General features: G+C 41.6%; 12 protein-coding genes. 5 read left to right on the top strand and 7 right to left on the bottom strand.

The window, feature by feature from the left end; translation table 11 throughout:
- Window positions 1-84: 84 nt before the first annotated feature.
- The 5 genes from Q0O89_RS09400 to Q0O89_RS09380 all read right to left on the bottom strand — a co-directional run bounded on the left by Q0O89_RS09400 (window position 85) and on the right by Q0O89_RS09380 (window position 3,925).
- Window positions 85-420 (bottom strand): zinc ribbon domain-containing protein YjdM, encoded by a 336-nt coding sequence (locus Q0O89_RS09400; protein ID WP_293731454.1) that lies wholly within the window; start codon window positions 418-420, stop codon window positions 85-87.
- An 84-nt stretch (window positions 421-504) separates the two neighbouring features.
- The gene (locus tag Q0O89_RS09395; protein ID WP_293731453.1) at window positions 505-1,269 is read right to left on the bottom strand and encodes a TerC family protein; all 765 of its coding nucleotides are present in this window, start codon (window positions 1,267-1,269) and stop codon (window positions 505-507) included.
- A 60-nt stretch (window positions 1,270-1,329) separates the two neighbouring features.
- Window positions 1,330-1,998: a DNA mismatch repair endonuclease MutH gene (gene mutH / locus Q0O89_RS09390; protein ID WP_293731452.1), complete on the bottom strand. Its 669-nt coding sequence runs from the start codon at window positions 1,996-1,998 to the stop codon at window positions 1,330-1,332.
- 10 nt (window positions 1,999-2,008) lie between these two features.
- Window positions 2,009-2,548 (bottom strand): methylated-DNA--[protein]-cysteine S-methyltransferase, encoded by a 540-nt coding sequence (locus tag Q0O89_RS09385; RefSeq protein WP_273403233.1) that lies wholly within the window; start codon window positions 2,546-2,548, stop codon window positions 2,009-2,011.
- Window positions 2,549-2,602: 54 nt separating this feature from the next.
- Window positions 2,603-3,925: an outer membrane protein transport protein gene (locus tag Q0O89_RS09380; RefSeq protein WP_293731451.1), complete on the bottom strand. Its 1,323-nt coding sequence runs from the start codon at window positions 3,923-3,925 to the stop codon at window positions 2,603-2,605.
- Window positions 3,926-4,439: 514 nt separating this feature from the next.
- Here Q0O89_RS09380 and leuA point away from each other — a divergent pair.
- The 4 genes from leuA (at window position 4,440) to leuD (ending at window position 9,371) form a co-directional block, all read left to right on the top strand.
- Window positions 4,440-5,990 (top strand): 2-isopropylmalate synthase, encoded by a 1,551-nt coding sequence (gene leuA / locus Q0O89_RS09375; protein ID WP_293731450.1) that lies wholly within the window; start codon window positions 4,440-4,442, stop codon window positions 5,988-5,990.
- A 120-nt stretch (window positions 5,991-6,110) separates the two neighbouring features.
- Entirely contained in the window at window positions 6,111-7,187 is a 1,077-nt protein-coding gene (gene leuB, locus Q0O89_RS09370; protein WP_293731449.1) for a 3-isopropylmalate dehydrogenase, read from the top strand.
- A gap of 160 nt (window positions 7,188-7,347) precedes the next feature.
- Window positions 7,348-8,757: a 3-isopropylmalate dehydratase large subunit gene (gene leuC, locus Q0O89_RS09365; RefSeq protein WP_293731448.1), complete on the top strand. Its 1,410-nt coding sequence runs from the start codon at window positions 7,348-7,350 to the stop codon at window positions 8,755-8,757.
- 11 nt (window positions 8,758-8,768) lie between these two features.
- Window positions 8,769-9,371, top strand: coding sequence for a 3-isopropylmalate dehydratase small subunit (gene leuD / locus Q0O89_RS09360; protein WP_273317797.1), 603 nt, complete (start codon window positions 8,769-8,771; stop codon window positions 9,369-9,371).
- Between the two features lie 64 nt (window positions 9,372-9,435).
- Here the strand turns inward: leuD and Q0O89_RS09355 are convergent, their stop codons facing one another.
- Together Q0O89_RS09355 and Q0O89_RS09350 are read right to left on the bottom strand one after the other, a co-directional pair.
- Window positions 9,436-10,839, bottom strand: a complete 1,404-nt coding sequence (locus tag Q0O89_RS09355; protein WP_293731447.1) for a multicopper oxidase domain-containing protein — start codon at window positions 10,837-10,839, stop codon at window positions 9,436-9,438.
- The gene (locus Q0O89_RS09350) at window positions 10,840-11,568 is read right to left on the bottom strand and encodes a 1-acylglycerol-3-phosphate O-acyltransferase (protein ID WP_293731446.1); all 729 of its coding nucleotides are present in this window, start codon (window positions 11,566-11,568) and stop codon (window positions 10,840-10,842) included. It lies immediately after the preceding gene.
- A 77-nt stretch (window positions 11,569-11,645) separates the two neighbouring features.
- Between Q0O89_RS09350 and lpxH the strand changes: the two genes are divergently transcribed.
- Window positions 11,646-12,356: a UDP-2,3-diacylglucosamine diphosphatase gene (gene lpxH, locus Q0O89_RS09345; protein ID WP_293731445.1), complete on the top strand. Its 711-nt coding sequence runs from the start codon at window positions 11,646-11,648 to the stop codon at window positions 12,354-12,356.
- Window positions 12,357-12,404: the final 48 nt, after the last annotated feature.

The raw sequence follows: 12,404 nt of genomic DNA, 5'->3' as shown, positions 1-12,404 counted from the left end.
ACAAAACTCAGTCCTTGAACTAAATCAGTCTAACTTTTTGGGGTCAGATCAAAATTTACCGCACTTTTTGTGTTCATTACGCGACTAAGCTTTTTTCAAAAATTCCGATTTTAATGAAAAAGGTTGGCCGTCGATTTTACAATCTACATCGTGATCACCCTCTACCAAACGAATTCCTTTGGCTTTTGTGCCTTTTTTTAGCACAATGGATGAACCTTTCACTTTCAAATCTTTAATTAAAATTACATCATCCCCATCTTGAAGAATATTGCCGTTGCTATCTTTCCATACTTTTTCTTCCGTTTCTTCCGCAACATCTTCTCCAGACCACTCGTATGCACAATCAGGGCAAACAAAATTGACGCTATCATGATAGACATATTCACTATGACATTTTGGGCAAGTTGGCATTTGATCCATGTTTTTATTCCTTCTTTAATCTAATTTTGGGCGGGCAGAGTATAGCAAAAAGTGCGGTGAAAATCGACCGCACTTCAAATCTGATTAGTCTTGCTGTTCTAACAACTCAGCATTACTTTTTTTACCTCGTTTAACAAGGCGTGCACGCATTCTGATATTGATCATTTCTACACACACTGAGAATGCCATAGCAAAGTACACATAGCCTTTCGGGATATGGAAATCAAAGCTTTCTGCAATCAGCATTACCCCGATCATAATTAAGAATGAAAGCGCCAATACTTTCAAGGTTGGGTGACTGTCAACAAAATCACCAATTGCACGAGCGGCTAACATCATAACACCAACGGCGATCATAATAGCAATGATCATCACTTCAATATTATTTGCCATACCGACAGCCGTAATCACGGAATCGAGTGAGAACACAATGTCAAGAATAGCAATTTGAATTAGAGTCAGAAAATAATTAGGGGCTTTTTTCTTCTCAAGAATTTCATCATCCTCATCTTCAGGATTCATTTCGTTGTGAATTTCATGAGTACTTTTCACAATTAAGAATAAACCACCGAGTAATAAAATCAGATCGCGACCTGAAATTTCTTGCCCTAATAGGGTAAAGAGTGGTTGAGTGAGTTTCATAATCCAAGCTAGAGAAACCAAGAGCGCGATACGGGTTAGCATTGCTAAAGCAAGCCCGATAATTCGCGCTGATTGGCGTTGTTGGGCCGGTAATCGTCCAACTAAGATACTAATAAAAATGATGTTGTCGATACCCAAAACGATTTCAAGCGCGGTTAAGGTAAAGAGCGCGATCCATGCTTCCGGGTTAGTGAGCCATTCAAACATAATGTTTCCTTTAATGTAAAAAAATTGCCGAGATCATAGCTATTTAGCGAAAAAAAGCAATTAGGGTGTAAAGAAATTTTGCAAAATTTCTGCGGTAAATGTTTTGCGAAGATAAAAGCCTAAAGGTAGCGTATCAATGATTTCCCCTTTGGCATTAATGCCTTTTGCGCGCGCGCGATTGTTTGCCCCTTTCGGTCGTAATTGTAATACTTCACCATATGTAGCATTAATTTGGTGCAATTTGCCTAGTACAATATAATCCATTAATTCTTCCCAATCGCGGCGTAATCGGTTTTCTTGCTCGGCGTTGGGTTGCCATAAAATAGGCGCACCAATAAAACGTTCGGCAGGCGGAATTTGGCGTTCGCCTTGAACAGGGATCCAAAGGACGCGAGATAGTTTGTGTTTAACGTGTGAACTTTCCCAATTTACCCCTGAATTTTGAATTAAGGGCGCAAGGCTGACAAAAGTCGTTTCCAGCGGAAAACCATTGGCATTAATGGGGATGGTTTTTAACTCAATCCCGAGATGAGCGAAATCCTGCTCAGGTTTGCTGCCTGCTTTGGCACCGAGTGCGATTTCAATCAATTGCCCAACCCAGCCTTTATCGCGCTTGAGATCGGGCGGTACGCTCACACCTAATTCTTGAGCCAGTTCGCCCAAGGTTAATCCGGCAATGGATTTGGCGCGGTGAAGCAATTCTGTTTCATTTTTCGGGGATGTTGTCATAAAAGTGCGGTTAGATTTTGTATTTTTTTAAGAGTTTCTGTTTAACGTATTCTACGCCTTTGTCCACATAGTCAATTTTTTCTAAATCCAATAAAAAACGTTTGGCAGGCAAGCCACCACCAAAACCGGTTAATTGGCGATTTTTTCCTAATATGCGATGACAAGGAATAATAATGCTAATGGGGTTGCTCCCCACCGCACCGCCCACGGCGCGCACCGCTTTGGGATTGTTAATTAAGTTGGCAAGATTGCCGTAAGTAGAGGTTTCACCAAAAGGAATATGGCGTAAGGCGTTCCAAATGCTTTGTTGGAATGTGGTACCTTTCGGTGCCAGGGGAATTGCTGCAAAATCTTCTTTCTCACCATTAAAATAGCGCGTCAATGCTTGAGATACTTGCGCAAAGAGCGGTCGATTTTCATCGTGTTTCCATTTGGGATTGGGAGCGATTTGTTCTGCTTCAAAATCTAAGTTGGTTAATTTCCCGTCTTGTTCAATCATCAGTAGATTGCCAATAGGCGAAGCATAATAGGCGTAATAAATTTCGGACATAAATCTCAATAAAAAGGGGCGTAAAAATGACGCCCCAATTATAGAAGATTTCGCTTAGAAACGATAGTTTACATTTAAACCGTAAAGATTAACCTGTGATCTTACAGTGACATTGTTATCTAAGGTTAACTGTGTACCATTGATTGTACGGCTTTCTGTTTCTGTGAAGTTACGAGTTTTACCGCGTACATAGGCATAGGCTAAATCAACAGATAAATCCGGTGTGAATTTATAGGTCGCGCCTAAGCTATACCACATACGATCTGTGTCCGGAATTGAAATAGAAGATTTTCTACCTGCTGCACCTTCATCATGCGCAATACCCGCACGTAAGGTTAATTTATCGTTGACATCATAGGTAGTACCAATCGCAAAACGTGACGTATCGCCAAAATGTTCAACTTTATCAAAAGCTTGTCTGCCGTTGTCTAAATAAGCCTGTAAGCTTTGTAAACGGCTCCATTTGGTTAATTTGTAGCTATAGTGAACTGCCCAGTTTTGTGTCACTTTGTGGTAACCGGAGAATTCCCAATAGTCAGGTAAGTTTAATGTTACGCTACCATCGCTCTCAGGCATGCCACCAAAGGCTGCGGGTAAATCGTTCATTAATGTACCATCAAATTTGATTTTCACTTTGGAATGGAAGGCTAAACCCCAACGGTTATTTTCATTAAGATCGTAGGTAATGCCTGCGTTCCAGCCAAAACCCCAGTCATCGCCTTGTAAGTGAGTTAAACGATCCGTTGCTTGAATACGTTCAGGACGACCACGCATTGCTAATAGCCTATTTGCTATATTCGCAACTCCCCCAACTCGGCGAGTTAATGTCGCTTCTGCATAAACCGCATTAATGCCTAAACCGAAACTCCAGTGGTTATTTAAGCGATAAGCACCACTTAGGTTTAAGTTAACGGTGGTTAAATCTGTTTTACCGCCCATGACACCCGCGTTGTAGTCGGCATCATATTCTGTGGCTAAACCATAGTTAACATTGACACCCCCACCGACTGAGAATTTTTCATCAATAGGGTAAATCCAGTAGCTGTTTGGTAATAATTTGCTTGCGATTGCGTCAGAATACCCTGAATCATAATTGAAATTACCATAAGGCGTACGCGCCGTCATGGTGCCTTCTAAGTTAACACCCGGATTAATCCAAATCCCACCCACTGAAACTTCAGGACGTTTGAATTGCGTCATTAATGCAGGGTTGGTGGCAACCACACCTGCGTTATCTGCGATAGCGGCTTCACCCGCATAAGCACGGCCTAAACCACTAGTAGTGACTTCTTGTAATTGGAATGCTGCCGCATTGGCTGCGCCGGCCGCGAAAGCGAATGTTGAAAAAATAATCGTTTTCTTAGCGAAATTTTTCATAAATATAAGTTCCTAAGTAATTATTGTTCGATTATACATATAATCGTTGGGATTCTAATGAAACTCAGGATCGAGGGCAAATTTATTCGTTCATTTTGCTATAGAGTTCCGACCAGTTATTTTTGAACTTTTCAATTATCGGTAAAACAAGAAGAAGTTAGCACTAAAAGCCTACAAATAAAAAATACTCAGTATATTATTCTGATAATTTGGTTAAATATGGATTAATATATATTTTAAAGGTCGTAAAATACTATTAAAAACAAATAATTATCTAAAATAACCATTGACAGCGCGTAGAATATACGTAAAATCAACCGCACTTTGACACATTTAAGGATTTTTATGTTTTATTCAGTTTCTCTCCTGCTCAACTTACGATTATCACAGTCAATGTGCGGCTAAGTTGTGGACGGAAGAAACGTGAAAACTAAAACGTAAAAAACACTCCCAAATTTACCCGCACTTTAAGCGGGTTTTTTCGTATATAAAAGGTAAGAAAAAGGAACAAATTATGGCACAAGATCGCGTCATTATTTTCGACACCACTTTGCGTGATGGCGAACAAGCATTAAAAGCAAGTTTAACTGTAAAAGAAAAATTACAAATCGCACTTGCCTTAGAGCGTTTAGGCGTAGATGTGATGGAAGTGGGTTTCCCTGTGTCATCACAAGGGGATTTTGAATCCGTGCAAACCATTGCGCGCCATATTAAAAATTCCGTAGTTTGTGGGCTTTCACGCGCAGTATTTAAAGATATTGACGCGGCGGCAGAAGCGTTAAAAGTGGCAGAGCGTTTCCGTATTCATACCTTTATTGCCAGTTCTGCGTTACACGTTGAAGCGAAATTAAAACGCTCATTTGATGATGTGGTGGAAATGGCTGTAGCCGCGGTAAAACGCGCGCGTGGTTATACCGATGACGTTGAATTTTCTTGCGAAGATGCCGGTCGTACAGGTATTGATAATATTTGCCGCATTGTGGAAGCAGCGATTAATGCCGGAGCGACCACGGTGAACATTCCTGATACCGTAGGTTATTGCTTGCCAACGGAATACGGCAATATTATTCACCAAGTGATGAACCGTGTGCCGAATATCGACAAAGCCATTGTTTCGGTGCATTGCCACAACGATTTAGGCATGGCGACGGCTAATTCATTGACTGCGGTACAAAACGGCGCGCGCCAAGTGGAATGTACTATTAACGGCATTGGCGAACGTGCGGGGAATACGGCGTTGGAAGAAGTGGTGATGGCAATTAAAACGCGCCAAGATTTATTCGGTGTCGATACCCGAATTAACACCCAAGAAATTCATCGCGTGAGCCAAATGGTGAGCCAACTTTGTAATATGCCGATTCAGCCGAATAAAGCCATTGTTGGGGATAATGCGTTTTCTCACTCATCAGGGATTCACCAAGACGGTATGTTGAAAAACAAAAATACCTACGAAATTATGTCGCCTGAAACCATCGGCTTGAAGAAAGAAAAATTGAATTTAACCGCGCGTTCAGGACGGGCAGCGGTGAAAGGTCATATGGCGGACATGGGCTATACGGAGCAGGATTACGATTTAGATAAATTATATGAAGCGTTCTTAAAACTTGCAGATAAAAAAGGCCAAGTGTTTGATTATGATTTGGAAGCTCTTGCCTTTATTGATATGCAAGCCGGCGATGAAGATCGTTTGACATTAGATGTGATCACTTCACAAACCATTAGCACCTTGCCGGCTTCCGCTTTTGTTCAGGTAGAATTAGACGGTAAACGTATTAACCAAACCTCAAACGGTGGTAACGGCCCTGTGGACGCGGTGTATAATGCGATTATGCAAATTGTGGGCATGGACCTAAAAATGTCTCATTACAATTTAACGGCAAAAGGCGAAGGCGCAGAAGCCTTGGGGCAAGTGGATATTGTGGTAGAATATCAAGGCCGTAAATTCCACGGTGTTGGTCTTGCCACAGACATTGTTGAAAGCTCCGCATTGGCGTTAGTGCATGCGATTAATGCTATCTATCGTTCACAAAAAGTGGCGGATTTGACTAAGGATTTGAAACATTAATTCGCATTAATTGTAGGGGCGAAATATCTTTCGCCCTGAAATCAATCAGAACAAATGGTATTTCCCCTACAAACTGCGGTCAAAATTAAACAAATTTTAAAAATAAAATAGGAAACTCAAATGACAACATACAACGTAGCGGTGTTACCAGGCGATGGTATCGGGCCAGAAGTGATGGCAGAAGCCATTAAAGTATTAGACAAAGTTCAAGCAAAATTTGGCTTTAAATTAAATTTCACAGAATATCTTGTAGGCGGTGCGGCCATTGATGCCAAAGGCGAGCCATTGCCGGCAGAAACCTTAAAAGGCTGTGATGAAGCCGATGCCATTTTATTCGGTTCAGTGGGCGGCCCGAAATGGACAAACCTTCCGCCAGATCGCCAACCAGAGCGCGGCGCATTATTACCATTACGTAAGCATTTCAAATTATTCTGTAATCTTCGCCCGGCAACCCTTTACAAAGGATTAGAAAAATTCTGTCCGTTGCGTGCTGACATTGCGGCGAAAGGCTTTGATATGGTGGTGGTGCGTGAATTAACAGGCGGTATTTATTTCGGTCAACCTAAAGGTCGTGATGGCGAAGGCGCACAAACTCGAGCCTTTGATACAGAGGTGTATTACAAATACGAAATCGAACGCATTGCACGCGCGGCATTTGATGCAGCAATGAAACGCCGTAAACACGTGACTTCAGTAGATAAAGCTAACGTGTTACAAAGCTCAATTTTATGGCGTGAAACCGTGGCAGAAATTGCCAAAGAATACCCTGAAGTGACCGTTGAAAATATGTATATCGACAACGCTACTATGCAGTTAATCAAAGCGCCTGAAAGTTTTGATGTGTTGCTTTGTTCAAACATTTTTGGCGATATTATTTCTGATGAAGCGGCAATGATCACAGGTTCAATGGGGATGTTGCCATCAGCCAGTTTGAACGAAGAGGGTTTTGGTTTATACGAACCCGCTGGCGGTTCAGCGCCAGATATCGCAGGCAAAGGCATTGCCAACCCAATTGCACAAATTCTTTCAGCGGCAATGATGTTGCGTTACAGCTTTAACTTAAATGAGGCGGCCGATGCCATTGAAAACGCAATCCAACGCGTATTGGCAGCCGGTCATCGTACAGGCGATTTAGCAGACAACTCAACCCCGGTTTCAACCGCGGAAATGGGAACATTAATTGCTAACGAGATTTAAAAAACTTGCGGATTTTTAACCGCACTTTAAATGCTTTTGTAGGAACAGGGTTTATCCCTGTCCCACGTGATATTTATCGATATATTAGAGTGGCAAAGCCACTCAATTATACGTAACCTAGTACGCATTTTGCGTGCTAGGTAAAAAATTGGAGTGAAAAATGGGAAAAACCCTTTATCAGAAATTGTTTGATGCACATGTTGTGTATGAAGCAGAAGGCGAAACGCCAATTCTTTATATTAACCGTCATTTGATCCACGAAGTGACTTCACCACAAGCCTTTGATGGCTTACGTGTGGCAGGTCGTCAAGTACGTCAGGTGAGCAAAACTTTCGGCACGATGGATCACAGTATTTCCACCCAAGTGCGTGATGTGAATAAATTGGAAGGTCAGGCAAAAATCCAAGTTTTAGAGTTAGATAAAAACTGTAAAGCCACAGGTATTGAATTGTTTGATATGAACACCAAAGAGCAGGGAATTGTTCATGTTATGGGGCCTGAGCAGGGCTTGACTTTACCGGGTATGACCATTGTTTGTGGCGACTCTCACACGGCAACTCACGGTGCATTTGGCGCGCTTGCTTTCGGTATTGGAACGTCGGAAGTGGAACATGTGCTCGCTACCCAAACCTTAAAACAAGCGCGCGCGAAAAGCATGAAAGTGGAAGTGCGCGGCAAAGTGAACCCAGGTATTACGGCGAAAGACATCGTGCTTGCGATTATCGGCAAAACCACCATGGCAGGCGGTACAGGTCATGTGGTGGAATTTTGTGGCGAAGCCATTCGCAATCTTTCTATGGAAGGTCGTATGACCGTTTGTAATATGGCGATTGAATTTGGGGCAAAAGCAGGTTTAGTGGCACCAGATGAAACCACATTCGAATACTTAAAAGACAAACCGCACGCACCAAAAGGCAAAGATTGGGATGACGCGGTGGCATATTGGAAAACCTTAAAATCTGATGATGATGCACAATTTGACACAGTTGTGGTGTTGGAAGCCAAAGACATTGCGCCGCAAGTGACCTGGGGAACCAACCCTGGTCAAGTGATTGCCATTGATGAATTAGTGCCAAATCCGGCAGAAATGGCGGATCCTGTAACGAAAGCCTCTGCGGAAAAAGCGCTGGCTTACATTGGCTTAGAACCGAATACGGATTTGAAAAATATTCCTGTAGATCAAGTGTTTATCGGCTCTTGCACGAACTCACGTATCGAAGATTTACGCGCCGCCGCCGCTGTGATGAAAGGTCGTAAAAAAGCGGACAATGTAAAACGTATCTTAGTGGTACCAGGTTCTGGCTTGGTAAAAGAACAAGCGGAAAAAGAAGGGTTGGATAAAATCTTTATCGCAGCAGGTGCAGAATGGCGGAACCCAGGTTGCTCAATGTGTTTGGGGATGAACGATGACCGTTTAGGCGAATGGGAACGTTGTGCCTCTACTTCAAACCGCAACTTTGAAGGTCGTCAAGGTCGTAATGGTCGTACCCACTTAGTCAGCCCGGCAATGGCGGCGGCTGCAGGTATGTTTGGTAAATTCGTTGATATTCGCAACGTGGAATTAAATTAAGGAGCAAAAAAATGGCAGGATTAAAACAACATTCAGGCTTAGTTGTTCCACTTGACGCAGCGAATGTGGACACAGACGCGATTATTCCAAAACAATTTTTACAAGCCATTACACGCGTGGGTTTTGGTAAACATTTATTCCACGAATGGCGTTATCTTGATGCAGCGGAAACTCAACCTAATCCAGAGTTTGTGTTGAATTTTCCACAATATCAAGGGGCGACAATCTTATTGGCACGCAAAAATTTAGGCTGCGGTTCATCGCGCGAACACGCGCCTTGGGCATTAGCGGATTATGGCTTTAAAGTCATGATCGCCCCAAGTTTCGCGGATATTTTCTACAACAACAGCTTAAACAACCACATGCTCCCGATCAAATTAACGGAAGAAGAAGTGGAAGAAATCTTCCAATGGGTGTGGGCAAATGAAGGTAAACCAATCCACGTGGATTTGGAAGCGATGACCGTGACCGTAGGGGAAAAAGTGTATCACTTTGAACTAGACGAATTCCGTCGTCATTGCTTATTAAATGGCTTGGATAATATCGGTTTAACACTTCAACACGAAGACGCCATTGCGGCGTATGAAGCAAAAATCCCAGCATTTTTGCGCTAAGGATGAAGAAAGATGAAAAGTGCGGTATTTTAACCGCACTTTTTTATTGAAAGATAAACCGGTCCTATTCCTGAACGACCAAAAGTCCAATGGCACCCTTATCGGCTTGTAGTAAATCACTTGAACCAAAAAAAAAGGGTTGTGCATTGGTCGAGCGATTATTGAACTGAACTAATAAGGTCGCTTTGTTTGCAATTCGAACAGTATCTTGCCATACCAATTCATTATCAGGCACCGCTTGATCATTTTGGCTTTCCACTAAGAATTTTGCCCCTTGGATACGAAACCCTGCGGCACTGCTACTGGTAATATGCCAACGTTCCATGCTACCTTGTTTTGCGTTCACATCAATTCGCCGTGGATCAAAGCGTTTTTGATTGATCATGGCATTTTCATTATCAATGTGAAACGCCCGTTCTTGAACAATATTTTTAGGACGTGTTGTAACGGAGGAAAATGTGTAGTTTGGCTGACTATTAAAGGCGGAAATCAGTCCTTCAGGGCGTAGTTCTAATACCGTGTTATCTGCGACTTCACCATTATCATCAATAAATAAACTTAATTTATCGAAAATGCCGCGTTTTTTTCCGGCGATAAGCGCAACATTTCCCCCTTCATTTAAATCTACCAAAATTTCTATACGTTCACCTGTGCCGAGATGTATTGATTTCATCGGTTTAGGTTCAGGTAAAAATCCCTGTTCTTTGGCAATAAGTAGAAATTCTCGTTCATCATCGAAATGAAGCTCATAACTTCGTGAAATCGAGGCATTTAATAGACGTAAACGTATCCAACCACGAGCCACGTTCAAATAAGGTGCTTCTTGTCCATTAATCAACAAATGATTGCCCATAAAGTGCGGTTCATTGCTAGAAAATAATGGAGAACCTTGGTTGTTTAAGTGAATATCTTGCAGAATTAAAGGAATATCATTAATACCATATTTATTGGGTAATTGTGCTTTACGGCTTTCCTCATCTTCAATTAACCAAAGTCCAACTAGTCCGCGGTAGTTTTGATAGGCTGAGCCGGCTAATGAACAAGAATGATAATAGCAAGCAGCAGCCGTTTGATTAATTGGCACAATAGGAGCCCAAGTCTCGCCAGGCTTGAGACTATGCCCAATACCGCCAATAGTGTCACTATCAGCCTGTAACCCTTGAATATTCATCGCGACCAATTGAGGTAAGTTATTGCGATAGTTCAGTTTGACAAAATCTCCTTTACGCACACGCACTGTCGGACCTAGATAAAGTCCATTAAATCCCCAAACTTCAGTTAAATTATCATTAGCCAATTTAGTTTGAATACTTTCTAAACCAAGAAAAACAGGCTTTCCACGGCGGCTTTCAAGTAGTGGCGGAATGGTTAAGGGTTGGCGACTTGCAGCAAGTGCTATATTAGGTAAGTTAATAAACGCACCGGCAATCAAGGTTCTTTTGAAAAGCTGTCGGCGAGAAAGAACCATTTATGCATTCTCCATAGCTGCGATTTCTGCATCTAATTCTGCTAAACGTTTTGCCATGATACTATGGCAATATTCAGCAAATTCGCGGACATTTTCTTTACTGAATTGACTGCTATCAATAGGTTCGAGCATTTCACAAATGACTTTACCGTTATTTAAACGGTTAAGATCGATTTTGTTATGAGTGCTTGAGCAAACAATCGGTACAATAGGCACGCCGGCAGCAAGTGCGGTGTGAAATGCCCCTGTTTTGAACGGCAATAAACCGCGACCACGACTACGTGTGCCTTCAGGGAACATAAAAATACTGATATTGTCGTCTGTAATATGTTTTGCCACAGTGGTCATGGTATTGTGCGCTTTACTACGGTTTTCACGATCAATCAAAATATTGCCTGTCACCCAATAAAGGAAGCCAAAAAAAGGTATCCAAATTAAGCTACGTTTACCCACACTGACGGTGCGCGGCATCACCATATAAGAAATGGTAACCATATCGTAGTTATTTTGATGATTACCAATGTAAATACAATTACCGATTTTGTCTGCGTTAGGTAAAAAACGATGTTCAACGGTTAAACCAAATAAAGGATAAAGGCGACCAAAACAACGTGCCATCAATCCTACATTGCTTGGATGTTTGAACCGAATTAATGAAAAAAGTGAACCAAAAACACAAATGAGAATACAGAGTACTGTAATAACAAGAATTCTAAACAGTTTTAACATGATTGGTCGTCCTTTAGAAAATTTGGTAAAGTATAGCGAAACTAGGTGCTTTTTTCTATTTTTATCATAGGAAATTTATGGGTAAAACATATTTCATTTCGGATCTTCATTTATCAGAAAATCGTCCGGATTTAACCGCACTTTTTGTAGATTTTATGCAACATCAAGCCCCTCAAGCGGAGGCACTTTATATTTTAGGTGACTTATTTGATTTTTGGGTAGGGGATGATGAAAAGTCTACGGTGATTGCCACGGTCATTGAGCAGATTAAAGGATTATCTGAGCAAGGTGTGAAATGCTATTTTGTTCATGGTAATCGTGATTTTCTGATTGGTCAAAAATTTGCTCAGACTTGCGGACTGCATTTACTTGGTGATTATGAAGTGGTGAATTTATATGGTCAACCCACTTTAATTTGTCATGGTGATACGCTTTGTATTGATGATGTAAACTATCAGGTATTTCGTAAAAAGGTGCATCAAAAATGGTTACAATGGCTCTTTTTGCGTTTACCGCTGAAAGTGCGGTTGAAAATTGGACAAAATATTCGTCAGCAAAGTAAAATGGATAAATTGGGCAAATCCTCAGAGATTATGGATGTTAACCCTGAATTTGTGTTGCAAACCTTTGAGAAATTTGGGGTACATCGCATGATTCATGGTCATACACACCGCCAAAATATTCACAAAATCCCACCGCACTTTGAACGGATTGTCTTAGGGGATTGGGGCAAAACAGCCTCTATTTTAGAAGTCACAGCACAAGATGTTCGGTTTGTTGAAAACTAGGGTCTGTTTATCTTTCAATAAAAAGCTGCGTTGTCGCCTAAAAAAGCC

Source organism: uncultured Actinobacillus sp., assembly GCF_945915845.1.
GTDB lineage: Bacteria > Pseudomonadota > Gammaproteobacteria > Enterobacterales > Pasteurellaceae > Exercitatus.
This window is presented reverse-complemented; position numbering and strand designations above follow the sequence as displayed.

Excerpts from the sequence above, each read along its gene's own strand:
- Q0O89_RS09400 (WP_293731454.1), bottom strand. The coding sequence starts at position 420 with ATGGATCAAATGCCAACTTGCCCAAAATGTCATAGTGAATATGTCTAT.
- Q0O89_RS09395 (WP_293731453.1), bottom strand. The coding sequence starts at position 1,269 with ATGTTTGAATGGCTCACTAACCCGGAAGCATGGATCGCGCTCTTTACC.
- mutH (WP_293731452.1), bottom strand. The coding sequence starts at position 1,998 with ATGACAACATCCCCGAAAAATGAAACAGAATTGCTTCACCGCGCCAAA.
- Q0O89_RS09385 (WP_273403233.1), bottom strand. The coding sequence starts at position 2,548 with ATGTCCGAAATTTATTACGCCTATTATGCTTCGCCTATTGGCAATCTA.
- Q0O89_RS09380 (WP_293731451.1), bottom strand. The coding sequence starts at position 3,925 with ATGAAAAATTTCGCTAAGAAAACGATTATTTTTTCAACATTCGCTTTC.
- leuA (WP_293731450.1), top strand. The coding sequence starts at position 4,440 with ATGGCACAAGATCGCGTCATTATTTTCGACACCACTTTGCGTGATGGC.
- leuB (WP_293731449.1), top strand. The coding sequence starts at position 6,111 with ATGACAACATACAACGTAGCGGTGTTACCAGGCGATGGTATCGGGCCA.
- leuC (WP_293731448.1), top strand. The coding sequence starts at position 7,348 with ATGGGAAAAACCCTTTATCAGAAATTGTTTGATGCACATGTTGTGTAT.
- leuD (WP_273317797.1), top strand. The coding sequence starts at position 8,769 with ATGGCAGGATTAAAACAACATTCAGGCTTAGTTGTTCCACTTGACGCA.
- Q0O89_RS09355 (WP_293731447.1), bottom strand. The coding sequence starts at position 10,839 with ATGGTTCTTTCTCGCCGACAGCTTTTCAAAAGAACCTTGATTGCCGGT.
- Q0O89_RS09350 (WP_293731446.1), bottom strand. The coding sequence starts at position 11,568 with ATGTTAAAACTGTTTAGAATTCTTGTTATTACAGTACTCTGTATTCTC.
- lpxH (WP_293731445.1), top strand. The coding sequence starts at position 11,646 with ATGGGTAAAACATATTTCATTTCGGATCTTCATTTATCAGAAAATCGT.